The 25,352-nt window shown below is 72.5% G+C and carries 26 protein-coding genes; 10 read left to right on the top strand and 16 right to left on the bottom strand.

Annotated features, from left to right (window positions below; all coding sequences use genetic code 11):
• Nucleotides 1–148 precede the first annotated feature (148 nt).
• Nucleotides 149–1,648 (bottom strand): glutamate-cysteine ligase family protein, encoded by a 1,500-nt coding sequence (locus tag AB0I60_RS24865; RefSeq protein WP_360733385.1) that lies wholly within the window; start codon nucleotides 1,646–1,648, stop codon nucleotides 149–151.
• Nucleotides 1,649–1,853: 205 nt separating this feature from the next.
• On the opposite strand from AB0I60_RS24865, the gene AB0I60_RS24870 reads away from it, so the two are divergent.
• Both AB0I60_RS24870 and AB0I60_RS24875 read left to right on the top strand, forming a co-directional pair.
• Nucleotides 1,854–2,630, top strand: coding sequence for an RNA methyltransferase (locus AB0I60_RS24870; RefSeq protein ID WP_360733387.1), 777 nt, complete (start codon nucleotides 1,854–1,856; stop codon nucleotides 2,628–2,630).
• Nucleotides 2,631–2,733: 103 nt separating this feature from the next.
• Nucleotides 2,734–3,408: a DUF2537 domain-containing protein gene (locus AB0I60_RS24875; RefSeq protein ID WP_360733389.1), complete on the top strand. Its 675-nt coding sequence runs from the start codon at nucleotides 2,734–2,736 to the stop codon at nucleotides 3,406–3,408.
• 102 nt (nucleotides 3,409–3,510) lie between these two features.
• On the opposite strand, the gene AB0I60_RS24880 is transcribed toward AB0I60_RS24875, so the two are convergent.
• Together AB0I60_RS24880 and AB0I60_RS24885 are read right to left on the bottom strand one after the other, a co-directional pair.
• Nucleotides 3,511–5,382 carry an ABC transporter ATP-binding protein gene (locus tag AB0I60_RS24880; RefSeq protein ID WP_360733391.1) on the bottom strand — a complete coding sequence of 624 codons (1,872 nt, stop codon included), beginning with the start codon at nucleotides 5,380–5,382 and terminating at the stop codon, nucleotides 3,511–3,513.
• A complete protein-coding gene (locus AB0I60_RS24885; RefSeq protein WP_360733393.1) occupies nucleotides 5,379–7,067 on the bottom strand; it encodes an ABC transporter ATP-binding protein in 1,689 nt (562 codons plus the stop codon). The genes AB0I60_RS24880 and AB0I60_RS24885 overlap by 4 nt, the downstream gene beginning before the upstream one ends.
• 213 nt (nucleotides 7,068–7,280) lie before the next feature.
• On the opposite strand from AB0I60_RS24885, the gene AB0I60_RS24890 reads away from it, so the two are divergent.
• Complete coding sequence (locus AB0I60_RS24890; protein WP_360733395.1) at nucleotides 7,281–7,502, top strand: hypothetical protein; 222 nt, start codon at nucleotides 7,281–7,283, stop codon at nucleotides 7,500–7,502.
• 12 nt (nucleotides 7,503–7,514) lie between these two features.
• Here AB0I60_RS24890 and AB0I60_RS24895 read toward each other — a convergent pair whose 3' ends face one another.
• The 7 genes from AB0I60_RS24895 to AB0I60_RS24925 form a co-directional block, all read right to left on the bottom strand.
• Nucleotides 7,515–7,943, bottom strand: a complete 429-nt coding sequence (locus AB0I60_RS24895; RefSeq protein WP_360733397.1) for a hypothetical protein — start codon at nucleotides 7,941–7,943, stop codon at nucleotides 7,515–7,517.
• Nucleotides 7,936–8,310, bottom strand: coding sequence for a hypothetical protein (locus AB0I60_RS24900; protein ID WP_360733399.1), 375 nt, complete (start codon nucleotides 8,308–8,310; stop codon nucleotides 7,936–7,938). Before AB0I60_RS24900 ends, AB0I60_RS24895 begins: the two co-directional genes overlap by 8 nt.
• 165 nt (nucleotides 8,311–8,475) lie before the next feature.
• On the bottom strand, nucleotides 8,476–9,444 hold the full coding sequence (gene sepH, locus AB0I60_RS24905) for a septation protein SepH (protein ID WP_360733842.1): 969 nt from the start codon (nucleotides 9,442–9,444) through the stop codon (nucleotides 8,476–8,478).
• Nucleotides 9,445–9,697: 253 nt separating this feature from the next.
• On the bottom strand, nucleotides 9,698–10,831 hold the full coding sequence (gene serC, locus AB0I60_RS24910) for a phosphoserine transaminase (protein ID WP_360733401.1): 1,134 nt from the start codon (nucleotides 10,829–10,831) through the stop codon (nucleotides 9,698–9,700).
• A 103-nt stretch (nucleotides 10,832–10,934) separates the two neighbouring features.
• Nucleotides 10,935–11,342 (bottom strand): hypothetical protein, encoded by a 408-nt coding sequence (locus tag AB0I60_RS24915; protein ID WP_360733403.1) that lies wholly within the window; start codon nucleotides 11,340–11,342, stop codon nucleotides 10,935–10,937.
• Between the two features lie 34 nt (nucleotides 11,343–11,376).
• Nucleotides 11,377–12,492, bottom strand: coding sequence for a citrate synthase 2 (locus AB0I60_RS24920; protein WP_360733405.1), 1,116 nt, complete (start codon nucleotides 12,490–12,492; stop codon nucleotides 11,377–11,379).
• Nucleotides 12,493–12,717: 225 nt separating this feature from the next.
• Nucleotides 12,718–13,296 carry a DUF4232 domain-containing protein gene (locus AB0I60_RS24925; protein WP_360733407.1) on the bottom strand — a complete coding sequence of 193 codons (579 nt, stop codon included), beginning with the start codon at nucleotides 13,294–13,296 and terminating at the stop codon, nucleotides 12,718–12,720.
• Nucleotides 13,297–13,740: 444 nt separating this feature from the next.
• Between AB0I60_RS24925 and pdxH the strand changes: the two genes are divergently transcribed.
• Together pdxH and AB0I60_RS24935 are read left to right on the top strand one after the other, a co-directional pair.
• Nucleotides 13,741–14,397, top strand: a complete 657-nt coding sequence (gene pdxH, locus AB0I60_RS24930) for a pyridoxamine 5'-phosphate oxidase (RefSeq protein WP_360733409.1) — start codon at nucleotides 13,741–13,743, stop codon at nucleotides 14,395–14,397.
• 143 nt (nucleotides 14,398–14,540) lie between these two features.
• On the top strand, nucleotides 14,541–15,815 hold the full coding sequence (locus tag AB0I60_RS24935) for an MFS transporter (protein WP_360733411.1): 1,275 nt from the start codon (nucleotides 14,541–14,543) through the stop codon (nucleotides 15,813–15,815).
• Here AB0I60_RS24935 and AB0I60_RS24940 read toward each other — a convergent pair.
• Both AB0I60_RS24940 and AB0I60_RS24945 read right to left on the bottom strand, forming a co-directional pair.
• The gene (locus AB0I60_RS24940; protein ID WP_360733413.1) at nucleotides 15,775–15,990 is read right to left on the bottom strand and encodes a DUF397 domain-containing protein; all 216 of its coding nucleotides are present in this window, start codon (nucleotides 15,988–15,990) and stop codon (nucleotides 15,775–15,777) included. The two genes, AB0I60_RS24935 and AB0I60_RS24940, sit on opposite strands and share 41 nt — an antisense overlap.
• A gap of 13 nt (nucleotides 15,991–16,003) precedes the next feature.
• Nucleotides 16,004–16,780, bottom strand: a complete 777-nt coding sequence (locus AB0I60_RS24945; protein WP_360733845.1) for a helix-turn-helix transcriptional regulator — start codon at nucleotides 16,778–16,780, stop codon at nucleotides 16,004–16,006.
• Between the two features lie 169 nt (nucleotides 16,781–16,949).
• Between AB0I60_RS24945 and AB0I60_RS24950 the strand changes: the two genes are divergently transcribed.
• Nucleotides 16,950–18,332 (top strand): APC family permease, encoded by a 1,383-nt coding sequence (locus AB0I60_RS24950; RefSeq protein WP_360733415.1) that lies wholly within the window; start codon nucleotides 16,950–16,952, stop codon nucleotides 18,330–18,332.
• On the opposite strand, the gene AB0I60_RS24955 is transcribed toward AB0I60_RS24950, so the two are convergent.
• Together AB0I60_RS24955 and AB0I60_RS24960 are read right to left on the bottom strand one after the other, a co-directional pair.
• Nucleotides 18,333–19,163 (bottom strand): MBL fold metallo-hydrolase, encoded by an 831-nt coding sequence (locus AB0I60_RS24955; protein WP_360733417.1) that lies wholly within the window; start codon nucleotides 19,161–19,163, stop codon nucleotides 18,333–18,335.
• Complete coding sequence (locus AB0I60_RS24960; protein ID WP_360733419.1) at nucleotides 19,160–19,723, bottom strand: TetR/AcrR family transcriptional regulator; 564 nt, start codon at nucleotides 19,721–19,723, stop codon at nucleotides 19,160–19,162. The genes AB0I60_RS24955 and AB0I60_RS24960 overlap by 4 nt, the downstream gene beginning before the upstream one ends.
• Before the next feature lie 81 nt (nucleotides 19,724–19,804).
• Between AB0I60_RS24960 and AB0I60_RS24965 the strand changes: the two genes are divergently transcribed.
• Together AB0I60_RS24965 and AB0I60_RS24970 are read left to right on the top strand one after the other, a co-directional pair.
• Nucleotides 19,805–20,677 (top strand): aldose 1-epimerase family protein, encoded by an 873-nt coding sequence (locus AB0I60_RS24965; RefSeq protein WP_360733421.1) that lies wholly within the window; start codon nucleotides 19,805–19,807, stop codon nucleotides 20,675–20,677.
• Between the two features lie 19 nt (nucleotides 20,678–20,696).
• A complete protein-coding gene (locus tag AB0I60_RS24970; RefSeq protein ID WP_360733423.1) occupies nucleotides 20,697–21,887 on the top strand; it encodes an amidohydrolase in 1,191 nt (396 codons plus the stop codon).
• 7 nt (nucleotides 21,888–21,894) lie between these two features.
• On the opposite strand, the gene AB0I60_RS24975 is transcribed toward AB0I60_RS24970, so the two are convergent.
• A complete protein-coding gene (locus AB0I60_RS24975; RefSeq protein ID WP_360733425.1) occupies nucleotides 21,895–22,365 on the bottom strand; it encodes a hypothetical protein in 471 nt (156 codons plus the stop codon).
• A 62-nt stretch (nucleotides 22,366–22,427) separates the two neighbouring features.
• The gene (locus AB0I60_RS24980; RefSeq protein WP_360733427.1) at nucleotides 22,428–23,570 is read right to left on the bottom strand and encodes an acyl-CoA dehydrogenase family protein; all 1,143 of its coding nucleotides are present in this window, start codon (nucleotides 23,568–23,570) and stop codon (nucleotides 22,428–22,430) included.
• Nucleotides 23,571–23,678: 108 nt separating this feature from the next.
• Between AB0I60_RS24980 and AB0I60_RS24985 the strand changes: the two genes are divergently transcribed.
• Both AB0I60_RS24985 and AB0I60_RS24990 read left to right on the top strand, forming a co-directional pair.
• The gene (locus AB0I60_RS24985; protein WP_360733429.1) at nucleotides 23,679–24,275 is read left to right on the top strand and encodes a TetR/AcrR family transcriptional regulator; all 597 of its coding nucleotides are present in this window, start codon (nucleotides 23,679–23,681) and stop codon (nucleotides 24,273–24,275) included.
• Nucleotides 24,272–25,210 carry a carbohydrate kinase gene (locus AB0I60_RS24990; RefSeq protein ID WP_360733431.1) on the top strand — a complete coding sequence of 313 codons (939 nt, stop codon included), beginning with the start codon at nucleotides 24,272–24,274 and terminating at the stop codon, nucleotides 25,208–25,210. The genes AB0I60_RS24985 and AB0I60_RS24990 overlap by 4 nt, the downstream gene beginning before the upstream one ends.
• The last annotated feature ends 142 nt before the right edge of the window (nucleotides 25,211–25,352 follow it).

Raw genomic sequence — 25,352 nt, forward strand, 5'->3', positions numbered from 1 at the left:
CAAGGGTGGTTGTCTTTGACCGGGCCATGCGGGGATGACACGACGACCCGCACCACCCGTCATCCTTGGCGGCTCGCCCGTCCGGCGAGGACTCTTTTCTCTTCCTCACCCGCTCACACCCCACCTCACACCCCTGACGGCTCCAGCCTCACACCTCTGACGGCCAGGTGTGCACCGCCTCACCGCTGTGCATCAACTCCACGTACCGCCCCAACATCACGCTCAACGCGACCTCCCGGGACACCCCTCGCGCCTCCAGCGACGCCACCGCCTCCCGCTGCCACTGCGACCCCGTGCGCCGCGTCAGGCACCGGGCCTCGATGACCCCGAGGTACCGCTCCCGCGCCGAATCCGAGACGCCGCAGTCCTTCAGCCCCTCGTGGGCCAACGGGAGCAGGCGGCGCAGCACCAGTTCGTCCGGTGGCACCCAGCCGATGCCCGGCCAGTACAGCTGTGCGCCCATCCCGTGCCGCGAGCCCGCGTAGAGGTTCTCCTCCGCCGCGTGGAACGACATCTGGGTCCACAGTGGACGTTCGAGCGTGGTCAGCGCCCGCTGCGCCCCGTAGAAGAACGCCGCGTTCGCCATCGTGTCCAGGACCGTCGGGCCGGCCGGCAGCACCCGGTTCTCCACCCTCAGGTGGGGGACGCCGTCCACCACGTCGTACACCGGCCGGTTCCAGCGCCACACGGTCCCGTTGTGCAGCCGCAGCTCGTTCAGCGACGGCGTGCCGCCCGCGTCCAGCACGTCCAACGGGTCTTCGTCGCCGGTCTCCGGCAGCAGCGCGGGGAAGTACCGCACGTTCTCCTCGAACAGGTCGAAGATCGAGGTGATCCACCGCTCGCCGAACCACACGCGCGGGCGCACGCCCTGGTTCTTCAGCTCGATCGTGCGGGTGTCGGTCGCCTGGAGGAACAGCGGGACGCGCGTCTCGTGCCACAGCGCCCGCCCGAGCAGGAACGGCGAGTTGGCCGCGATCGCCACCTGCACGCCCGCCAGCGCCTGCGCCGCGTTCCAGTGCGCCGCGAAGTCGTCCGGTGCCACCTGGAGGTGCAGCTGCACCGACGTGCACGCCGCCTCCGGCACGATGGACTCCGCGTAGCTGAACAGCTTCTCGGCGGACGCGCCGGGCATCGGCGAGCCCTCCATCGACAGCACCGTCTCCTCGCCGCGCTCGGCGAAGATCCGGTCGTTGAGCAGGCCGTAGCGCGGGGTGCTCGACAGCCACTTGCGGTCGAAGTGCTCGTGCCGCAGCGTCGGCAGCACCCCGATCATCACGATCGACGCGCCCGCGTCGTGCGCCTTGTCGTCGGCCGACGACAGGGTCGCGCACAGCTCCTTCTCCAGGTCGAGCGTCTCGTCCCCGGCCAGCTCCCGGGGCGGGACGTTGACCTCCAGGTTGTGCTGTCCCAGCTCCAGCGTGAACGACGGGTCGCCGATCTTCTCCAGCACCTCGGCGTTGGCCATCGCGGGACGGCAGTCGTCGTCGACGAGGTTCAGCTCGATCTCCAGCCCCATCTGCTGGCGGGGGAAGGAGAAGCTGTCCTCGGCCAACATCGTCCCCAGGGCGTCCAAGCAACGCTGGACCCGCTCGCGGTAGCGCTGGCGGTCCTCCCTGGTGAACGTCCGACTGGACACATTGCTACCCATGCCGCCTCCCAATCGGTCGGGCTGCTCCGGCGGGCTCAGCGGAGGCCAACCGTGACACAGCAGCCACCGCCTTGCCAGCGTCCAAATCGGTGCTCTCTGTCACATGCCGGTAACAATCAGCGAGTACTTGCAGGTGGTGGCCCTGCGGTTCAGCCCTCTGGACTACGAGGGGTGTTCACCTGTCGGGAATGGGAGACTGCCCGGTGTGATCGAGATCGACGACCCGGCGGACCCCCGACTGGACGACTTCCGCGACCTGTCGACCGCCGACCGCCGCCCGGACCGGCCCGGTGGCCGGGGCCTGGTGATCGCGGAGGGCGTCGTCGTGGTCGAACGGCTGCTGGCCTCGCCGTACCCGGTCCGCGCGATCCTCGGCGTGCGCCGCCGGATCGAGGCCCTCGGCGAGCTGCCCGCCCCCGCCTACGCCACGTCCGCCGAGGTCATGGCCGAGGTGGTGGGCTTCCACCTCAACCGGGGCGTGCTGGCCGCCGCCGACCGCGCGCCGCAGCCCGCCGCCGACCACCTCGCCGCCACCAGCCGGACCCTGGCCGTCCTGGAGGGCGTGGGCGACCACGAGAACCTGGGTTCGCTGTTCCGCAACGCCGCCGCGCTGGGCATCGGCGGCATCCTGCTCGGGCCGGGGTGCAGCGACCCCCTGTACCGCCGAAGCGTCCGGGTCTCGATGGGCCACGTGCTCCGCGTCCCGTTCGCCCATCTGCCCGACCTCGTCGGGGGCTTGGACATGTTGCGCCACAACGGTTTCACCGTTGCCGCACTCACCCCGCGACCTGCTGCGGCGAACCTGGCCGACCTCGACCTGAGATCGGGCCGGACCGCCGTCCTGCTGGGTTCCGAGGGCCCCGGCCTCACCGAGGAGGCCCTCCGCGCCGCAGACGTCGCCGTGCGCATCCCCATGGCGACCGGCGTCGACTCCCTCAACGTCGCCACCGCCGGCGCCATCGCCTTCTACGCGATCTCCTGAACCCCTTCTCCCCCACACCGCCCCCGCACCGCTACTTTCCGAAAGCTTCTGCCCGATCGCCCGACCGACTACGGTCGAGCCAGCACCCCTGAGGAGGACATCCGTGGAACTGCGGGTCCAGGACGGCCGCGCCGTGCTGGCGGGCCACGACGACGCGGGCGAGCGCGAGGTGGACCCCCACACGCTGCCGCTCGGCGCGGGACTGGCCGACGCGCTGCACGAGTGGGCGAAGGTCGCCGAAGCGGTGCTGCGCGCCGACACCTCCGCGGACGGCTCGGCGGGCACGCTGGTGGCGCGGCGCGGCCGGCAGCTCGCCGGCCGGGTGGCCGCCGACATGGGCACCCCGGTCTCCTACACCGACCCGGTGACCGGCGAGCAGCACCTCGTGGCGGCCACCGCCGACCGCCCCACCAACTCTTCCTCCAACTCCTCCGGGACCGCCGACTCCGCCGACGCAACCGACTCGGGGACCGAACCCGACCCCCTCGCCGAACCGGGCGCGGAAGCGGCGGTGCCCCAGGAGAAGACCCCCTGGGGCACCGGTATAACGGTCAGCGTCTTCACCGCCGCCGTGGTGACGTTCATGGTCGTCACGCTGTCCCTCGGCCTGGGCGAGACCAGCCAGTGGCTCGCCCTGCTGGCGAACGTCCTGGTGGTGGGCGGCATCGCCCCTTCGGTCTGGCTGGCGCGCAAGGTGCTCGTCTGGCGCTGGGTCGCCTACGGCGTGGTGGCCGGCGTCCTGATCGCGTGGTTCTCGCTGATCATGACGCTCCTCTGACGAACCCCACCACCCCGCTCACACCACCGCCTCAACCCACCCCGCTCTCACCAACGCCTCGACCCACCCCCACCCCGCTCACGCCCACGACCCGATGCCCACTCACGCCAGCGACTCACGCCAAGCCGTGTGCAGCGCCGCGAACCGCCCACGCCCGTCGATCAGCTCCTCGGGCGTCCCGTCCTCCACCACGCGCCCACCGTCGAGGACCAGCACCCGGTCCGCGATCATCACCGTCGACAGCCGGTGCGCGATGATGAACGCCGTGCGCGAGGCCAGCACCGTCTCCAGCGCGCCCTGCACCAGTCGCTCCGACGGCACGTCCAGGCTCGACGTCGCCTCGTCCAGCACCAGCACCGCCGGGTCGGCCAGGAACGCCCGCGCGAACGCCACCATCTGCCGCTGCCCGGCCGACAGCCGACCGCCGCGCTTGCGCACGTCCGTGTCGTACCCGTCGGGCAGCGCCGCGATGAACTCGTGCGCCCCGACCGCGCGGGCCGCGTCCTCCACCTCCGCCCTCGTGGCCGACGGGCGGCCCAGCGCGATGTTGTCCGCCACCGAGCCGTCGAACAGGAAGTTCTCCTGCGTCACCATGACCACGGCCTGGCGCAGGTCGGCGTCGGCCACCGACCGCAGGTCGACCCCGTCGAGCAGCACCGACCCGTCGGACGGGTCGTAGAACCGGCCGACCAGCTTGGCCAGCGTCGACTTGCCCGCGCCGGTCGCGCCCACCAGCGCCACCGTCTGCCCGGCCGGCACGGTCAGGTCGAACGGCGGCAGCACGACCGGCGTCTCCGCCGAGTACCGGAACTCCACCCCGTCGAAGGCGACCTGCCCGCGCACGTCGCGCAGCGGCACCGGGTCGTCCGGCTCCGGCACGGTCGGCCGCTCCTCCAGCAGGCCGGAGATCTTCTCCAGCGCCGCCGTGGCCGACGCGTAGGAGTTGGCGAACATGGCGATCTCGTCGAACGGGTCGTAGAACCGGCGCACGTACAGCGTGAACGCCGCCAGCACGCCCAGTTCCAACTGCCCGTCCGCGACCCGGAACGCGCCCCACGCGAGGATCACCGCGAGCGAGACGTTGCCGATCACCCGGACCAGCGACGTGAAGGTCGCCACGACCTTGAACGCGTCGGTGTTGGCGTCGCGGAACTTCGCGTTCAGCTCGCCCATGATGGCCTCGTTGCGGCGCTCGCGGCGGAACGCCTGCACCGCGCGGATGCCGTTCATGGTCTCCACGAACTGGACGATGATCTTGGCGATCGCACCCCGGGTGCCCCGGTACGCCCGCCCCGACCGGCGCTGGAACCAGCGGATGAGCAGCAGCAGCGGCAGGAACCCGAACAGCACCACCCCGGCCAGCGGCGGGTCCAGCGCCAGCATCACGATCGAGATGCCGACCACCGACAGCATCGACGTGAAGAACCCGTCCAGCCCCTGCTCCAGCAGGTCCTGCAACGAGTCGACGTCGCTGGTCAGCCGCGAGATCACCTTGCCGGAGGTGTACTTCTCGTGGAACGACACCGACAGCCGCTGCGCGTGCCGGAAGATCCGCTCGCGCAGGTCGAGCAGCAGGTCCTGCCCGATCCGGCCGGACAGCCGCACGAACGCCCAGCGCAGCACGGTCGCGGTCAGCGCGCAGCCCACGTACCCGCCGACGCACCAGGTGAGCACGCCGGGCCGCCCCTCCAGCGCCGCCGGCACGCCCCGGTCGATGGCCGCCGCGATCAGCAGCGGCCCGGCCAGGTTGACCAGGTTCTCCGCGACCACGATGACCAGCGCCAGGACCGCCGCACGGGCGTGCGGTCGCAGCAGCGACCCGAGCAGCCTGCGCGACCGCGCCTTGAGCTTCACGCCGGTCGTGCGGTCGAGCTCCTCGACGTCCTCGGCGGCGACCCCGCGCCACTTCTCGTCCTGTCCGGGCTCGCCCGGTCCGACCTCGGTCGGCCGCGCGCCCACCGCCCCGGTGCTCACGCCGCCACCTCCTCGTCCTCCATGGTGGCCAGCAGGTGCCGGTACTCCTCGTTGTCGGCCAGCAGCTCCCGGTGCGCGCCGACCGCCGCGATCCGGCCGTCCACGAGCATCGCCACCCGGTCCGCCAGCTGCACCGTGCTCGGCCGGTGCGCGACGACCAGCGCCGTCACGCCTTTGAGCACCCGGCGCAGCGCGGCCTCGACCTCGGCCTCCGTGTGCACGTCCAGCGCGGACAGCGGGTCGTCCAGCACCAGCACCGCCGGGTGGCCGACGACCGCGCGCGCCAGCGCCAGCCGCTGCCGCTGCCCGCCGGACAGCGACAGCCCCTGCTCGCCGATCCGGGTGTCCAGCCCCCACGGCAGCGCGTCCACGAACTCCTCCGCCCGCGCCACCCGCAGTGCCTCGCGCACCCGCCGCTCGTCCACGTCCGCGCTGCCCAGCGCGATGTTCTCGGTCACGCTCGCGGAGAACAGGATCGGCTCCTCGAAGGCCATGCCGACCACCCGGCGCAGGTCGCCCAGGGCCAGGTCGCGCACGTCGACCCCGTCCACGGTCACCCGCCCGGAGGTCACGTCCGCCAGCCTCGGCACCAGCGCGGTGACCGTGGTCTTGCCGGACCCGGTCGCGCCGACCAGCGCCACCGTCTCGCCCGGCCGGATGTCCAGGTCGATGCCGCGCAGCACCTCCCGGCCGCCCGGCGAGTGCGCGAAGTGCACGCCCTCGAACCGCACGTGCCCGCGCACCCGCCCCGGCAGCGCCGAGGGCGACGCCGGCGAGGTGATGGCCACCTCCGCGTCCATCACCTCGAAGAACCGCTCGGACGCCGACGCGGTCTGGTTGGTCTCCGCCAGCAGCCAGCCGATCGAGTCGATGGGCCAGCGCAGGTAGGCGCTGACCGCGACGGCCGCGACCAGCGTGCCCGCCGTGACCGTGCCGTCGGCGATGCCGACCGCGCCGAACGCGAGCTGACCGGCGATGGCCAGCTCGGGCAGCACGATCAGCACCGCCCAGAGCAGTGCGAAGATCCGCACCTTGGCCAGCTCGGTCTCCCGCAGGTCGCGGGCCTGCCGCAGGAACTTCCGGGTCAGGTGCGGGCCCCGGCCGAACGCCTTGAGCACCCGGATGCCCAGCACGGACTCCTCGACCACCGTGGTCAGGTCACCGGACTGGTCCTGGGCCAGCCGCGCCACGACCTTGAACTTCGACTCGAACAGGTAGGACAGCACCACCAGCGGCAGCGTGCAGGCCAGCACGATCGCGCCCAGCACCGGCGACAGCCAGAACAGCACGCCCAGCCCGATGAGCACCACCAGCGTGTTCACCACCAGGAACGTGATGACGAACGCGACGAACCGGCGGACCGTGTTCAGGTCCGTCGTGGCGCGGGACAGCAGCTGCCCGGACTGCCACCGGTCGTGGAAGCCCACCGGGAGCCGCTGGAGGTGCCGGTACACGTCCGCGCGCATCCGCGCCTCGACGTCGGACGCCGGGCGCGCGATGAACCGCCGCCGCGCGAAGAAGAAGCCCGCCTCCGCGAGCCCCAGCGCCAGGACCAGCCCCACCATGGCCGGCAGGGCACCCAGGTCGCGGTCGGCGATCGGGCCGTCCACGATGCGTTGGGTGATGAGCGGAATGCCGAGGCCGCACAGCATGGCCAGCAGCGCCGCGACCATGCTGGCCGTCATCTGCCAACGGACCGGTCTGAAGTACGGCCACAGCCGGCGCACGGTCGCGGCGGTGGAGGTGCGTCGAGCAACGGTGTTGGATGGTGACTCCGCCTGCTCAGTCACTTCTGTCGTCCCCCTCAGGTTCGTCCCCACGGTACGAACCCCACTCCCGGTAAGCATCCGTTTTTCCCGCCCGACGACCATGCGGGCTCCAGTTAGGTGGAGGTCAAGATGGACGTGCGTTTCCTGCGCACCGAACCGACCATGGCGTTCCCCCGAGGCCGGTTGCTCGCCGTGCGCGGCGGCCGGCTGACCGTGCTGGCACCCGACGGCTGGGACCCGGTCGGCGGTCGGGCGGACCACGCCGAGCCGATCACCCGCGAGCAGGCGGAGGACTGGTGCGAGCGCGAGGGCTGGCCCTCGGACCTGCTGGACGCCGTGCCGACCCCGTGACCCGGGGTGGCTCTACCGCCTGCGCAGCATCGCCGGGGCGGTGAGCAGGCCCGCGAGCCCGTAGCTGGCTCCGGCGAGCAGCGTGAGCACGGTCCACTTGTCACCGAGCCCGGAGAACCGGTCGGGCAGCCCGAAGTAGTGCGCCAAGCCCAGCAGCACCGGTCCGATCAGCACGATCGGCCACACCGGGCGGACCTTGAGCACCCACAGCACTGGCCCGGCCAGCAGCGCGCTGACCACCAGCGCCACCGGCAGGCCGACCACGACCAGCAGCAGGAAACCGCTCAGCGAGGTCTCGTCGACCACGCGCTCCAGCAGCCCGTCCCGGTACGCCCAGATCCACGCGATCAGCAGCACCGCGCCGACCGCCGCCGAGACGACGACGCGTAACAGCACCCGGAACGCGAAGCCGCCCGCCGTGGGGCGCGGGATGTCAGTCACGGCCGGCATTGTGGCCGACGGGACGCCGCGCTGTCACCGGTGCGGCGAGCGCGAACCCCAGCGCGCCGGCCAGGACGCCGCTCGCCGGGATCGAGATCCACACGGTGGTCAGGGTCAGCACCGCCGCGAACGCCATGCCGACCGCGGCCATGCCGAGGGGGCGGGCCACCCGCAGCAGGGTCAGCGCGAACCACCCGAGCAGCACGCCGACCACCAGGCTGACCGGGATGGCGAACAGGCCCATGGCCAGGCAGTTCCAGTTGTCCTTGCTGCACACGGCCCCGGCGGCGATGAACTCGCGGACCGCCCACCAGCCGGCACCCAGCGCGGCCCCCACGCCCGCGCCCACCAGCACTCGACCCAGCATGAACGGTGTTTACCCACCTCACCGCCCCACCAAACGAAGCGCACGGGCTCCGCACCCCACCCAACGGAAGTCCCCGTCCCACGGAAGACCCGCCCAACGGAAGACTCCGCCGAACGGGAGGCCCCCACCGAGCCGGCGGGGGCCTCCTCGTCGTGCAGCGGTCGGTCAGCCCCGGTTGGAGCGGACGCCCAGCAGGACGTCCTCCCAGGACGGGACGATCGGGTGGTTCTTCTTGCCGCGCTTGGGCGGCTCCTTCTTCGCGGCGGCGGCCGGGTTCGGCTGCTGCTGCGCCGGCGGTGCCGGGGGCTGCTCGGCGGTCGGGACCGGTTCGGGTTCGGGCTTCGGCTCCGGCTTGGCCTCCGGCGCCTGCTTCGGACCCTGCGCGGGCGCGAGGCCCTGCCCCTTCTGCGGCTGCTTCTGCGCCTGCTTCTGGGCCGGGACCGGCGGCGGGGTCGGCTCCTCGCGGGCGAGGATCTCCGGCTCCGCCTCCTTCTCCAGGTTCAGGGCCTGCCGGGCGAGCTGGGTGACCGGCCGGACGGTGCGCAGCGTGCGGTTGGGGTTCGGGTCCATCAGCTCGACGGCCCCGTCGTCCAGCGCGGTCACCGTGCCGCCCTGCGCGCCCGGGTGGAACGCCCAGTGCGCCCGGTTGTCCGAGCGGCCCGCCGTCCAGTGCAGCTGCACCACCCAGCGGCCGTCCTCACCGCGCCACGAGTCCCAGCTCACGTCCGCGTACTCCTGGCCGCGCAGGCCGAACGAGTGCGCGACCACCTCGCCGAGGGTCTGCACGTCCGGGCCGTCCTCGCGCACCGGGTGGGCGCGCTGGGCCAGCTCGGCGGTGCGGGACCGCTCCAGCAGCACGGGGTAGGCGTAGCGCTCGACCCGACTGGCCGAGATGCCCGCCGCCGCCGCGACCTGCTCGACGGACTCGCCGGCGCGGATGCGCGCCTGGATCTCCCGGGGGCGCATCTGGCTCTCCGCCTCGATCTCGATCTGGCCGAGTCGGGTGAGGTCGCCGCGCGCAGCCGCGCGCAGCCGTTCGTCGGCGGGGAGCACGAAGCGCTCGCCGCGATCCGGGTCCTCGAGGATGACGGACTTGCCGTCCTCGTCGAGCCCGATGAGCCGCAGCGCTCGCATCATGGCCTCCCGTGTGACTTCACCTCGCCAGGTGCCGACGTTAATGCGGCGTGCCGCCTTGACGGGGGAGACTCGCCGTGACTATCGATATCTTCATGTGATCTTGCCGTATGTCGCTCGTGTTCGCACGTCTGTTACCGCAAGGTTCACCTCGGCGGCCACCCCCCACGTCCACCGCTTCGGGAACGCGAACGGGGGCTCCCCACCCGGTCGGTGCCGGACGGGGAGCCCCCGTGTTCGCCGTGGTCACGCGTCAGAGCTGGGAGACCACCCAGTCGACGGCCTTGGTCAGCGCGGTCACGTCGGCCGGCTCGATCGCCGGGAACATCGCCACGCGGAGCTGGTTGCGGCCGAGCTTGCGGTACGGCTCGACGTCCACCACGCCGTTCGCCCGCAGCACCTTGGCCACGACCGCCGCGTCGACCGAGTCGTCGAAGTCGATCGTGCCGACGACCTGCGACCGGTGGGCCGGGTCCGCCACGTAGGGCGAGGTGTACGAGGTCGACTCGGCCCACGAGTACAGCCGCGACGAGGAGTCGGCGGTGCGCTCCACGGCCCACGGCAGGCCGCCGTTGCCGAGGATCCACTTGATCTGGTCGTCGAGCAGGAACAGGGTCGCCAGCGACGGCGTGTTGTAGGTCTGGTCCTTGGTGGAGTTGTCCAGCGCGGTGGTCAGCGACAGGAACTCCGGCACCCAGCGGCCCGACGCGCCGATCTCGGCGACCCGCTCCAGCGCGGCCGGCGACATGAGCGCGATCCACAGGCCGCCGTCGGAGGCGAACGACTTCTGCGGCGCGAAGTAGTAGACGTCGAAGTCCCGCGCGTCGACCGGCAGGCCGCCCGCGCCGGACGTGGCGTCGATGGCGACCAGCGCGCCGTCGGAGCCGGCGGGCCGGGACACCGGGACCGCCACGCCGGTCGAGGTCTCGTTGTGCGCCCAGCCGACCAGGTCGGCGCCCTCGGCGTAGGCGATCTCCGGCGCGGTGCCCGGGTCCGACTTGACCACGATCGAGTCGCCCAGGAACGGGGCGTCGGAGGTGACCTTGGCGAACTTCGAGGAGAACTCGCCGTAGGTGAAGTGCTGCGCGCGCTCGCGGACCAGGCCGAACGCGGCGGCGTCCCAGAACGCGGTGGTGCCGCCGTTGCCGAGCACGACCTCGTAGCCCTCGGGCAGTGCGAACAGCTCGCGCAGGCCGGCGCGGACCGAGCCGACCAGGGACTTCACCGGCTTCTGCCGGTGCGAGGTGCCCAGCAGCTTCGCGCCCTCGGACGCCAGGGCCGCGAGGGACTCGGGGCGGACCTTGGACGGGCCGCAGCCGAACCGGCCGTCGGACGGCCGGAACTCGGCGGGCAGGACCAGGGTGGTCGGGTCGGCGGTCTGGGTCATCGCGGAGCCTCCGAGGTACCGGGGGAGGGGGTGACCGGCGCCGTTGCCGGGGTGGACAGTGTTGCAGCCACGTGACCCCGAGGTGACGGCCGGGTGTCGCTGCTCACGTTTCCCCGGCCGCCGGCCCCGGTCGGTCGCGTTCGGACCGCCACCGGAAGGCGACCGGGCACGGCGCGTGCGGTCCGTCACCACGCCCACGCCCGGGTGGAACGACGTGGAGGTGACCCCCGCGCACCCGCCGCTGCGGGGTCGGGCCGACGAACTCGGCCACCTCGTCCGGGTCGGGGTAGTAGCGGGTGGAGTGCCGGACCGCCTCGGTGGCGGTGGCCTCGCCCAAATCGGTCGCGGACTGCTGCACGACCACGATGGCGGACCGCCAGGCGCGCGGCGCGGTGGCCGGGTCGACGCCCGGCGCGAGCACCTCGCCGGTGTCGACGTCGAGGTCGACACCGGCGACGGCGGGACGTCCGCCGCAGGACTTGCGCGGGCCCCTGACCCGTGTCGCGTCCATGCCGCCGACCGTCCAACGGCGCGGCGGCCACGGGTCAGGCGATCTCGTCCCAGCCCTCGACCTCGGACGGCTTGCGCGGCCCGGGACCGACGTAGGACGCGGACGGCCGGACCAGGCGGCCGGTGCGCTTCTGCTCCAGGATGTGCGCCGACCAGCCGGCGGTCCGGGCGCAGGTGAACATCGCGGGCATCATGTGCGGCGGGACCTGCGCGAAGTCCAGGATGACCGCCGCCCAGAACTCGACGTTGGTCTCGATCGCGCGGTCCGGGCGGCGTTCCCGCAGCTCGGCCAGCGCCGCCTGCTCCAGCGCCGCCGCGACCTCGTAGCGGGCCGCGCCGAGTTCCCGGCAGGTGCGGCGCAGCACCCGGGCGCGCGGGTCCTCGGCCCGGTAGACCCGGTGCCCGAAGCCCATCAGCCGCTCACCCCGGTCGAGGATGCCGGCCACCACGCCGCGCGGGTCGCCGGTCCGCTCGACCTCCTCGATCATCGGCAGCACCCGGGCCGGCGCACCGCCGTGCAGCGGGCCGGACATCGCGCCGATCGCGCCGGACATCGACGCGGCGACGTCCGCGCCGGTCGAGGCGATCACCCGCGCGGTGAACGTGGACGCGTTGAGGCCGTGCTCGGCGGCCGACACCCAGTAGGCGTCCAGGGCCTTGACGTGCGCCGGGTCGGGCTCGCCGCGCCAGCGGGTGAGGAAGCGCTCGGTGATCGTGCGGCACTCGTCGATGCGCTTCTGCGGCACCGCCGCCCGGCCGATGCCGCGCGCGGACTGCGCCGCGTACGACAGGGCCATCACCGACGCGCGGGCGAGCTGCGCGCGGGCGTCCTCGTCGCTGATGTCCAGCAGCGGCTGGTAGCCCCAGATGGGCGCGACCATGGCGAGCGCGGCCTGCACGTCGACCCGCACGTCGCCGGTGTGCACCGGGATGGGGAACGGCTCGGCGGGCGGCAGGCCCGGCCCGAACCGGCCGTCCACCAGCAACGCCCAGACGTTGCCGAAGGTGACCTGCCCCGCCAGGTCCTCGATGTCGACGCCCCGGTAGCGCAGCGCGCCACCGTCGCGATCGGGTTCGGCGATCTCGGTCCGGAAGGCGACCACGCCCTCCAGGCCCGGACGGAAGCCGTCCTGCTCGGTCTGCTGCACCACGCTGTGCGCTCCTTGTCCGCGAGGCTCAAGAGTCGGGAGAACCTTGCTCCCCCGCAGACCCGCCGGCAACGACGGTCACCCGTGGCGTCGGTCACGATCCAGGAACCGATTCAGAAGCGAGCAGACCGGCCGCCCGGTCGTCTCCACCTGGCGACGGACGATCCCCCGGCCCGGGGTGGGCGCCGACCTCGTGGTCACGACGGCCGACGCCCACCGGGCACGCGTTCAGCCCACGCTGGTGACCTTGAGCTGACGCCCCGGGCTGACGTCGCCGGCGCAGCCGGACTGGCCGTCCAGCGGCAGGTACAACGGCGCGGTCTGGTCCGGCGGGAACACCTCGATGCCCCACACCGGCGTCTTCCGGCAGGCGTCCGGGTCGAAGTTGTCGACGTTGACCGAGCCGACCACCGACACCGCCGTCGCGCCGTGCGGCAGGGTGACCAGCGGTCCCGGATCGCCCTCGCGCACCGCCGCCGCGCCCACCCGGTTGCCCGAGGAGTCCACGTAGGACACACCCGGGAAACCCCGGAGCACGCAGGTGGCGAGGGCCCGGTTGGTGAACAGGACCTCCCGGTAGACGGTGCCGGCCGCCCCCTCCACGTGCCCGAACGCGATGTCCAGGTCGACGGACGCGCAGCCGGCGTGGACCACGCCCGCGGTCGGGATTTCGACGGCGCGCGTTTCGACGACCGGGTTTTCGGCGGGCCCATTTCCGGCGGCCCCGTTGCCGCCCTGGGCGACCGCCGTTCCGGTGATGCACCACAATGCCGCGCCAATGGCGGCGATTCCCCACAACCTCTTCATCACGATCTCCCCCGAGAATCGCGGACGGGGATTCCGTCCACCCCTCCAGACGTGTCGCGTGCCACAGGGGTTGCTCCGGCCACGGGCATCCCGGCGGCGCGACGGGCCGCCGGGCGGCGATCGCGTGGAATCGCGCAGGTCACGTCACACGACCGGTCGACCCCCGTTGTGCCGTCAACCGGGCGGGTTCCGTCACCGCTCCGGTCGATCCGCCGTGACCGTGGAGAGCGCGCCCGGCGGCGTCCGGTCGGACCGCCCCGGATCGAGTGACGTTCTGACTCGATCTCGTGCTCGATTCCGAGAACGCGCTCACACCGACAGTCACGAGCCGGGTGGTCCTCATCACCGCGCAGGCGGTTTCGCGCACGCGCGGAAACCCGTACGGTCGCTGGATCGTTGGGTGCCACGAGTGCCTTGCCGGGTAAGCCCGTTCGGGAGGTCAGGATGTCGGAGACGACGAACATCGCGCTGCCGTCGATGCGGGTGTCCTACGAACAGGGCTCGCTCACGGAGGGCGACCTCGCCGCCTCCTGGCACGAGCAGTTGCAGCTCTGGCTGGACCAGGCCACCGGCGCGGGGCTGCCCGAGCCGAACGCGATGGTGCTGGCGACCTCGGACACCGAGGGCCGGCCGTCGTCCCGCACCGTGCTGGCGAAGGGTCTGGACGCGCGCGGCCTGGTGTTCTTCACCAACTACACGTCCACGAAGAGCCACGACCTGATGGCCACCCGCTACGCGTCCGCGACCTTCCCGTGGTTCGCCATGCAGCGCCAGGCGCACGTGCGCGGCACGGTGGAGAAGGTCGGCGCGGAGGAGACCGCCCGGTACTGGGAGAGCCGCCCGCGCGGGTCGCAGATCGGCGCGTGGGCGTCCCCGCAGTCCCGCGTGGTGTCCGGCCGCCCCACCCTGGAGAGCGCGCTGAACAAGATCGAGCGGCAGTTCGCCGACTCGGACCGCGTACCGGTCCCGCCGCACTGGGGCGGGTGGCGCATCCGGCCCGAGGAGGTCGAGTTCTGGCAGGGCCGGCGCGACCGGATGCACGACCGCCTCCGCTTCCGCCTCGGCCGCGACGGCTGGGAGCTCCAGCGGATCGCCCCCTGATCCCGCTTACCCCTTCTCCCGGCACGTCTTCGGGCACGTCTTCGGGCACGCCGTAGAACGCGCTGCCGCGCCGTGCGGCCGGGTGCCCGCGCAGTGGTCCACGTCTCGGTGAAGCACTTGTTAGTTGTCGTACGCTAACGAGAGTGAGACGTCTGCTGGGCAAGGTCGCGATCGACACCCGTCCGCTGCGCATCCCGGCGTTCCGCCGGCTGTGGCTGTCGACCGTGGTCACGGCCATCGGCAGCCAGCTCACCGCCGTGGCGGTGCCCAAGCAGGTCTACGACATCACCGGCTCGTCCGGGTGGGTCGGCGTGTCGGCCGGCGTGGCGCTGGTGCCGCTGCTGGTGTTCGGCCTGTGGGGCGGCGCGATCGCCGACGTGGTCGACCGGCGCAAGCTGATGGTCGTCACGAACATCGGCATCGCCGTCACGTCGGTGCTGCTGTGGGTGCAGGCGGCGGTGGACGCGCGCAACGTGTGGCTGGTCATCGTGCTGCTGGGGCTGCAACAGGTGTTCTTCGCGGCCAACGCCCCGGCGCGCTCGGCGTCGATCGCCCGGCTCGTGCCGGAGGACCAGCTGCCCGGCGCGGTCGCGCTCGGGTCGACGGTCATGGTGTTCGGCGGCGTGTTCGGGCCGATGCTGGCCGGCGCGCTGATGCCCGTGGTCGGGCTGGCGACGCTGTACCTGGTCGACTCGATCGCGCTGACCGCGACCATCTGGGCGGTGTGGAAGCTCCCGCCGATGCCGCCGCTGGACGGCGTGGTGCGCCGGGCCGGGCTCGCCGACGTGGTGGACGGCTTCCGGTACCTGGCCGTGCAGAAGATCGTGCTGGCGTCGTTCCTGCTCGACATCATCGCCATGGTGTTCGGGATGCCGCGCGCGCTGTTCCCGGAGATGGCCGAGGTGACCTTCGGCGACCCGCCCGGCGGCGGCCTGGCGCTGGGGTGGCTGTTCGCGGCGATCCCGCTGGGCGCGATGGTGTGCGGGCTGGTGTCCGGGTGGACGTCCCGGGTGTCGCGGCACGGGGTCGGCGTGGTGGTGTCGATCGTCGTGTGGGGCCTGGCGATGGTCGGGTTCGGCCTGTCGAACGCCCTGTGGTGGGCGGTGGTGTTCCTGGCGGTCGGCGGCGCGGCCGACATGATCAGCATGGTGTTCCGCACGTCGATCCTGCAGACCGCCGCACCGGACGAGATGCGCGGCCGGATGCAGGGCGTGTTCGTCGTGGTGGTGGCCGGCGGTCCGCGCGTGGCGGACCTGCTGCACGGCACCACGGGCGCCCTGGTGGGCCCCGGCACGGCGACGGCGTGGGGCGGTGTCGCCGTGGTGGTGGGAACGGTCCTGGCCGCGATCGCGCTGCCGGCGGTGTGGCGCTACCGGGTCAACGTCGGCTCCGGCGAACGAACCTCGCCCACGAGCTGACGGGGACGCTGAGCGTGGGGACGGGGTGTTTGGAGTCCCGCGTGAGGACGCGGTCGGGGGAGTGGCCGACCTCGACGCAGTTCGCGGTGCTGTTGCTGCGGGAACTCTTCCGCCAGGTGACCTCGACGCAGTTCGCGGTGTCCGCGCTGTGAGAACTCTTCCGCCACATCGTCATGCGGCCGATGATGTCACGCCAGGCGTCGGAGGAGCCGGATCGATTCGCCGGGGTCCAGTGCCGCAGTCCGCAGGGCGTGCCAGGTCGCCTCGAACACCTCGATCTGCTCCGGCTCGTCCAGGAACAGGCTGGAGACCTTGTTCTCCAACAGCACCAGGCTCGGGTCGTTGTCGTACTGGAGGATCACGAACGGCCCGCTGAGCCCGGCGTGCAGCCCGGTCTCCGGCAGGAGTTGCACGGTGACGTTGTCCAGCTCGGCGGTGTCCGCGATGTGCCGCAGTTGACGGGCCCGTGCGCCGGCTCTGCCGAACGGCCGTTCCAGCGCGCCTTGGTCGATGATCACGTGGAACCTGAGCGGGTCGCTCCGGCTCAGCAGCCCCTGCCGGGCGATCCGGCTCGTCACGAGGGCATCGACCTGGTCGGCGGAGAGGTTGTGGCCGGTCGCCCGGATGAGTTCGCGCGCGTACTCGGCGGTTTGCAGAAGGCCGGGGATGACGAGCGGCTCGTAGTTGAACAGACCGGTGGCCTCGTGCTCGAAGTCGGCCCAGGTCTGCCAGTCGTCGGGCAGGTTGTGGTTGGTCGTGCGCAGGAGGCCGCGCTGGTCGGCGTGCCGGGCGAGGTCGGGCAGGTGGACGCGTTCCTTCTTCGTGACGCCGTAGAGGTCCAGCAGCTTCTCCAGGTCGTCCAGGTAGACGCCGATCTCCGAGGTCTCGATGCGGCTGATCTTGCTGCCCGACATCCCGACCGCCTCGCCGGTCGCGTGCGTCGACAGGCCGGAGGCGGTGCGCAGCCCAGGTGCGGGCCCTGCGGTGCGTCCTGGACGACGCCATCGCCTGCGTCGAGGCAGACCTCCACGCCGTCGCGCAGGTCGTCGCCGGGCGGGCCTGAACCTCAAGGCTTGCCCAAGCGGGCGTCCGCGAACTATCCCGGTCAGGTGTGATCCGGCACACTCATCCGGCATGGCGGAAGCGACGAGCGCACCGGCGCAACCGGAACTGAAGCGGGCCATCGGGCCCAAGCTGCTGCTGTTCTTCGTGATCGGTGACATCCTCGGCACCGGCATCTACGCACTGACCGGCAACGTCGCCGGCAAGATCGGCGGCGCGCTCTGGCTGCCGTTCCTGATCGCGTTCGTGGTGGCCTTCCTGACCGCGTTCAGCTACCTCGAACTGGTCGGCAAGTACCCGCGCGCGGCGGGCGCGGCCCTGTACACCAACCGGGCCTTCAAGATCCAGTTCCTGACCTTCATGGTCGCGTTCGCCGTCATGAGCTCCGGCATCACGTCCGCCTCCTCGGCCGCGCTCGCGTTCGGGCGGACCTACCTCCAGTCGGTCATCGAGGAGTTCTTCTCCGACACCTTCACCGTCTCCGCGACGCTCGTCGCCGTCCTGTTCATCCTCGGCCTCGCCGTGATCAACTTCCGGGGCGTCTCCGAGTCCGTCAAGGCCAACGTCGTCCTGACCTGCATCGAGCTGTCCGGCCTGGTGATCGTCATCGCCATCGGCGTCTACGCGGTCGCGTCCGGCGACGGCGACGCGAGCCGGCTCACCCAGGTCGACCCCGCGCCCGGCCAGTCGACCCTGGTGGCCGTCACCTCCGCGACCGCCCTGGCGTTCTTCGCCATGGTCGGGTTCGAGGACTCGGTGAACATGGCCGAGGAGTGCCGCGACCCGGTCCGGATCTTCCCGCGCGCCATGCTCTGGGGGATGGTGGTGGCCGCCGTCGTCTACGTCCTGGTCGCCATCACGTCGTCGCTGCTGATCCCGGCCGACGAGCTGGCCGGTGCCGGCAGCTCCGCGCTGCTGCGGGTGGTCCAGGTCGGCGCACCGGGCTTCCCGCTCTGGGTGTTCTCGCTGATCGGCCTGTTCGCCGTGATCAACTCGGCGCTGATCAACATGCTGATGGCCAGCCGGCTGATCTACGGGATGTCCCGCGAGCGGATCATCCCCAAGGTGTTCGGCACGGTGCACCCGTTCCGGCGCACGCCGTGGATCTCGATCGTCTTCACCAGCGGGGTGGCGATCATCCTGGTGTCCACGACCGACATCGCCAAGCTCGGCGGCACCACCGCGCTGCTGCTGCTCGTGGTGTTCACCATCGTCAACGTCGCGGTCCTGGTGCTGCGCAAGGAGAAGGTCGACCACCGGCACTTCCGCGCGCCGACCTGGGTGCCGGTGCTGGGCGTGGTCACCTGCGCCTACCTGGCGAGCCCGCTGTCCGGCAGGCCCGCCGACGACTACCTGATCGCCCTGTACCTCCTGGCTGCCGGCCTGGTGCTGTGGGTGGTCAACCGGCTCGTGCACGGCAAGACCGAGTTCGACGCCGAGAAGTTGTCCAAGTAGCTACCGCTCGGCGCGGTGGTGCTGGTGCCGGGCCAGTTCCACCGCGTCGTGCGCGCAGAACACGTCCACGCGGTCGCCGTGGTCGCGGACCAGCTCCCGCAGCCTGTCCTGATTGGACAGCCGCAGCTCCGGCAGCGTGTCCATGCGGCCCTGCATGACCGCGAGACCCGGCGGGCAGTGCGGTGCCGCGGCCATCTCGCCGTGGAAGAAGTAGGCGTCGCCCGCGTGCAGCAGCCAGCGGTCGCCGGTGTTCACCGCCACGCCCGTGTGACCCCTGGTGTGGCCTGCCAACGGCACCAGCAGGATGTCCGGTCGGAGTTCGCGGACGCCGTCGAAGCCGAACCACCGCTCGCCGCGCGGTTCGTGGGTGACCCACTTCGGGCCGTGCGACCACTGGGCGTCCGGGTAGCGGGTGCGGTCGTTGCCCCTCTTGCCCGGGTGCAGGGCGGCGGCCAACTCCTCCTCCAGCACGTGCACCTCGGCGTGCGGGAAGTCGCGCAGGCCGCCCCCGTGGTCGAGGTCCAGGTGCGTCAGCACGACGTGCCGCACGTCCTCGGCCCGGTACCCGAGCGCCTCGACCCGGCGCAGCGCGGTCTCCCGCTCGTCGAGCACCGGGCGGGACAGCAGCCGCCAGTGCCGGGCCAACGTCGGCCGGGGGTTGCGGACGTCCTGCACGCCCATCCCGCTGTCGACCAGCACCAGGCCGTCGTCGGCCTCCAGCAGCAGGACGTGGCAGACCAGCGTGGCGGGCCGGAAGACCGAGCCGCTCCCGTCGACCAGGCCGCCGCCCAGGGGTCGCATGGTGCCGCAGTTGAGGTGGTGGACCTTCATCCGGTGGGCCTTCCGAGGAGGACGCCGAGGCGCGCGCCGACGGCGTGGAGCGGGGCGAGGTCGCGGCGGGTGCGGGCGAGCAGCACCGCGCCCTCGACGGTGGCCAGCACGACGGCGGCCAGCTCGTCCGCGTCGGGCCGGTCGAGGTGCTCGGCGATGGCCCGCTGCCACGAGTCGTACACCTCGGCGCACGCCGCGCGGATCGGCTCGCTCTGCGCGCCCGCGTCCAGCGCGACCGTGGCGATCGGGCAGCCGTGGGCGAAGTCCGACTCCAGCAGTTGTGCGCCGAGCAGGCCGAGGACGGCGCGCAGCGCGTCCACCGGGTCCGGCTCGGCGGCCAGTGCGGACCGCAGCTCGGCGCAGAGCTGCGCACCGGCCAGCGCGACCGCCTCGGCGGCGAGCTGCTCCTTGCCGCCGGGGAAGTGGAAGTACAGCGAGCCCTTCGGCGCTCCGCCCTCGGCGAGCACCTGGTTCAGGCCGGTGGCGTGGTAGCCCTGCGCGTGGAACAGCCGGGCCGCCGTGCGGACCACGCGCTCGCGGGTGTCGGTGCGTCGTGCCATGCAGCGGACTATACAGACTGGTCTAGTTGGCAACGCGTCTTGATCGGCACGACCCCCGCGAGCGGTGCGAGGATGGCCGCCATGGTCGAAATCGTCTTTGGCCCGGCTCGCGCTGTCATCGCCCCGCAGGGAGCGGCCCTCCGGTCGTTCGAGGTCGGCGGGGTGCCGTACGTCGAGACCTACGACGACGAACCGCCCATGGGCAGCGGCGCGGTGCTCGTGCCGTGGCCCAACCGCACGGCCGGCGGTCGCTGGACCCTCGACGGCGAGCCGCAGCAGTTGGAGATCACCGAACCCGCGCGCGGCAACGCCATCCACGGCCTGGTGCGCCGGGCGGCGTGGTCCGTCACCGCGCAGACCGGATCGTCGGTGACGCTGGAGGTGCCGGTCAGCGGCCCGGGGTGGCCGGTGGAGCTGCGCACGGCCCTCACCTACGCGCTCGACGGCGTCGGGCTCACCGTCACCCACGAGGTGCGCAACGCCGGCACGGCGCGGACGCCGTTCGGCGTGGGCACCCACCCCTACCCGCGCGCCGGCACGTCGGAGACCGACGAGTCGTCGCTCTCGCTCGCCGCGACGACCGTGCTGCCGCTGGACCCCGAGACGTCCATCCCGTCCGGCCCGGCGGTGCCGGTCGAGGGCGACACGGACTTCCGGGTCGCGCGGCTGCTGGAGGGCGTCCGGCTGGACACCCCGTTCGGGGGGTGCGAACCGGTCGACGGGCTGGTGCGGCACGTGCTGCGCGGACCGGGCGGCGGGGTCGAGCTGTGGGCGGACCCGGACTTCAAGTGGGTGCAGGTCTACACGCCCGACGACTACCCCGGGCGGGGGCGCGCGGTCGCGGTGGAACCCATGACGTGCCCGCCGGACGCGCTGAACTCCGGTGCCGACCTGCTGTGGCTGGAACCGGGCGGCACGTGGTCGGGCCGGTGGGGTTTGCGCCCGTTGGGCTAGGTTGTTAGCGTCGCTAACTATGAACGTCGCAATCACGGGTGGCCGCGTCGTCCCGGTGTCCGGGGACCCCATCGAGAACGGGACCGTGCTGGTCCAGGACGGCAAGGTCGTCGCGGTCGGCGCGGACGTGGCCGTCCCGGACGGCGTGCCGGTCGTGGACGCGGCGGGCGGCTGGGTGCTGCCCGGCTTCGTGGAGGCCCACGGCCACCTCGGCGTGCACGAGGAGGGCGAGGGCTGGGCCGGCCAGGACACCAACGAGATGACCGACCCGAACGGCGCGCGGTTGCGGGCGCTCGACGCCATCAACCCCGCCGACATCGGGTTCGCCGACGCGCTGTCCGGCGGCGTCACCACGGCCGTGATCAAGCCCGGCTCCGGCAACGTGATCGGCGGGCAGACCGTCGCGGTGAAGTGCTGGGGCCGCACCGCGGACGAGATGCTGCTGCGCGAGCCGGTCAGCGTGAAGAGCGCGCTCGGCGAGAACCCCAAGCGGGTGTACGGCGACCAGAAGAAGCTCCCGTCCACCCGCCAGGGCGTCGCCGCCGTCATCCGGGACGCGTTCACCAGGACCCAGGACTACGTGGCCAGGAAAGCCGCCGCCGACGGCCCGTTCGAGCGCGACAACACCTCGGAGATCCTGTCGCAGGTGCTCGACGGGACCCTGCCGTGGTGCCAGCACTGCCACCGCGCCGACGACATCGCCACCGCGCTGCGGCTGGCCGAGGAGTTCGGCTACCGGCTCGTGGTCAACCACGGCACCGAGGGCCACCTGATCGCGGACCTGTTGGCGGAGAAGAACATCCCGGTCGTCGTCGGGCCGTTGTTCACCACGCGGTCCAAAGTGGAGCTGCGGCAGCGCACGCTGCGGACGCCCGGCGTGCTGGCGGCGGCCGGCGTGGAGATCGCCATCACCACCGACCACCCGGTGGTGCCGATCAACTTCCTGGTGCACCAGGCGACCCTGGCCGTGAAGGAGGGGCTCGACCGGGACGTCGCGCTGGCGTCGATCACCACCAACCCGGCCCGGATCATGGGCCTGGACGACCGGGTCGGCTCGCTGGCACCGGGCCTGGACGGCGACGTGGTGATCTGGTCCGGCGACCCGCTGGACGTGATGAGCCGCGCGCTGCGGGTGTTCGTCGAGGGGCGCGAGGTGTACCGGTACGAGGACGGCGAGGGCGTGGTGGCGAGCCCGTACCGGACGTCCTAGCGGCCGGTCAGTCCACGTCCTCGCTGTCCGCCAGGCTCTCCACCCCGACCGGGGCGTGGCGGTCGAACACGACCGCCAGCCCGTACGGCTCGCAGATCGGGAAACCGCCCTCCGCGAAGCGCATCAGCCAGCCGTCGGGGTAGAAGTTGAGCTGCGGGTCGCCCAGCGGGAACGCGGCGGCGTCGAAGGTGCGGTGCGGCCCGGCGTCCTGCCACCCGAAGAACGCCGGGTCCTCCAACAGCGCCGCGTGCGCGAACCGGAGCGCCGCCTCGACGTGCGCGTCGACGTCCGCCAGCACCGCCGCGACCAGGTCCAGGTCGACGCCGTCGAGGCGGTCCGAGCCCTCCACCAGGACGTGCGCGTCGACCGGGGCGTCGTACAGCGCGCTGTGCGGCGGTTCGAGCACGGTCCACATCGACAGGCCGTCGGGGCCGTGCTCGTGGTGCAGGGGGCCGATGCCGGGAACGGTTGCGGTCACCGGGTCATCCTGCCGGCCGCCCGGGGAGGTGCTGCGGACCGCCGCCCCGCCCGCCGCGCGGTTCAGCGGCGCAGTTCGCGGCCGATCACCAGGCGCTGGATCTGGTTGGTGCCCTCGAAGATCTGGAGCACCTTGGCCTCGCGCATGTACCGCTCCACCGGGAAGTCGCGGGTGTAGCCGGCACCGCCGAGCACCTGCACCGCGTCCGTGGTGACCTTCATGGCCGCGTCCGTGCACACCAGCTTGGCGATCGCCGCCTGCCGGGTGAACGGCAGCCCCCGGTCCCGGCGGCGGGCCGCCGACAGGTAGGTGGCGCGCGCCGACTCGACCGCCGCCGCCATGTCCGCCAGCAGGAACTCCAGGCCCTGGAAGTCGATGATCGCCCGGCCGAACTGGGTGCGCTGCTTGGCGTAGGCCACCGCCTCGTCCAGCGCGGCCTGGGCCAGGCCCACGGCGCAGGCGGAGATGCCCAGCCGGCCGGAGTCCAGGGCGGACAGCGCGATCTTCAGGCCGTCGCCCTCCTCGGCGATCAGCCGGTCGGCGTCGACCGCCACGTCCTCGAACCGCAGCTGCGCGGTGACCGAGCCGGTGAGCCCCATCTTGCGCTCCGGCGACGCGGCCGTCAGGCCCTCGGCGCGGCCCGGGGCGAGGAAGCAGCTGATGCCCTTGCCCCCGGTGTCGGCCGTGCGGGCCATGAGCGTGTAGAAGTCGGCCACGCCGGCGTGCGTGATCCACGCCTTGGTGCCGTTGACGGTGTAGCCGTCGCCGGAGCGCACGGCCCGCGTCGACAGCGCGCCCGCGTCGGACCCGGCGTGCGACTCGGACAGCGCGTAGCCGCCCAGCAGCTCGCCCTCCAGCATCTCCGGCAGCCAGCGGCGCTTCTGCTCGTCGGTGCCGTAGGTGGCCAGCGCGTAGCTCGACATCACGTGCACGGAGAGCCCGACGCCGACCGACATCCACGCCGACGCGACCTCTTCCAGCGCCTGGAGGTAGACCTCGTAGGGCTGCTCGCCGCCGCCGAACTCCTCCGGGTACGGCAGGCCCAGCAGGCCGCTCCTGCCCAGCAGCCGGAACGCCTCGCGCGGGAAGCGCTCCCGCTCCTCGGCCTCGGCCGCGTGCGGGGCCAGTTCGTCGCGGGAGATCTCGCGGACCAGGGCGAGCAGGTCCTCGGCCTCGGTGGTGGGCAGCAGGCGCTCGGCGGGCATCTTCGACCTCCGCGACGGACGAGCCGTCGATCAGCTTGAGCTGTACTGTCGGCAGTACTGTAGGACGTACGCCAGTACTGCCGCCAGGTGGTGTGACAGAGTCCTGCCATGACCTCCACCGCGCGCAGGCCGCTCACGCCGCGCCAGGTCGACCTGCTCGGCAGGTTGGAGTCGCTGGTGCTCGCCGAGGGGTTCGCGCACTTCACCCTGGACGACCTCGCGGCCCGGCTGCACTGCTCCAAGTCGACCCTCTACACCCTGGCGGCCAGCAAGGAGCAGCTCGCCGTCCGCGTCGTCGGCCGGTACTTCAAGGGCGCGGCCCAGCGGATCGAGCAGCGCGTGTCCGGCATCGAGGACGTGCGCGCCCGCGTCGGGACCTACCTCGCGGGCGCGGCCGAGGAGCTGCGGCGCGCGTCCGCCCGGTTCATCGCCGACGTCTCCGCGTTCGCGCCCACCCGCTCCACCTACGAGCGCAACGCCCGCGCGGCGGCCGAGCGGATCAGGTCGTTCATCCAGGAGGGGGTCGGGGAGGGCGTCTTCCGCGAGGTCCACGCGACACTGGTGGCGGAGATGGTCGGACTGCTCATCGAGGGCATCCAGACCGGCGTGCTGACCGGCCGCGCCGGGGTGTCCGACGCGGAGGCGTTCACCGCGCTCGGCGAACTGCTGCTCGACGGGCTGCACAGGGAACGGGGTCGCGAGTGATCGTCGTCGCCGGAGAGGCGCTGGTGGACCTCGTGCCCACGCCGCAGGGCGCGCTCGCGCCCCGGCTGGGCGGCGGGCCGTACAACGTCGCCGTGGCCGCCGGGCGGCTCGACGCCCCCGTCGGCTTCCTGTCCCGGCTGTCCACCGACCTGTTCGGCGACCGCCTGCTGGACCGCCTGCACGCCGCGAACGTGCGCACCGACCTCGTCCAGCGCGGGGCCGAACCGACCACGCTCGCCGTCGTGGGCCTCGCCGACGACGGGTCCGCGCGGTACTCGTTCTACGTCGAGGGCACCGCCGACCGGGAGGTCGCCGACCCCGGGCCGCTGCCCGCCGACGTGCGCGCCGTGTCCTTCGGCACGTTGTCGCTCGTGCTCGAACCCGGTGCGAGCACCTACGAACGGGTGCTGTGGCGCGAAGCCGGGCGCGGCGCGCTCACCGTGCTGGACCCCAACATCCGCGCCGGCCTGATCCACGACCCGCGCGCCTACCGCGACCGGTACGACTCGTGGCTGCCGCACGTCGGGCTGCTCAAGGTGTCGGTGGACGACGCCCGGTGGCTCGCCGACCTCCCCGAGGACGCGCCGGAGGACGCCGTGCTCGACGTCGTGCGCGACTGGCGGGGCGCGGGCCCGGCCGCAGTCGTGCTCACCCTCGGCGGAGCCGGCCTGGCCGTGCTGACCGGGGGCGGCGAGGTGGTCCGGGTCCCACCCGCCCCGGTGAACGTCGTTGACACGATCGGGGCCGGCGACACGGTGCAGGGGGCGCTGCTCGCGTGGCTGCACGACCACGACGCGCTGTCGACCTCGGCGGTGCGGGGCATGGGTACCGCGGAGTGGGGGGAAGCGCTGGCCTTCGCGGGTGCCGCGGCGGCTATTACCTGCTCCAGGGCCGGTGCGGAACCGCCGTTCAAACGCGAGCTGGGGATGACCTAGCTCTCACCCCCGTTGAGGTGGAGAAACGCGGCAAAACGGCTACGGTGGGGGGTGCACGCTAGCCACCGTGCATCCCGTGTGATGCCGGTCCCATCCCGCAGAACCGGCCCAGGCCGCGACTGTGGAGCGGGTTGGCCGCCGA

It is taken from the genome of Actinosynnema sp. NPDC050436, assembly GCF_040655415.1.
In the GTDB taxonomy this organism is placed as follows: Bacteria; Actinomycetota; Actinomycetes; order Mycobacteriales; family Pseudonocardiaceae; genus Actinosynnema.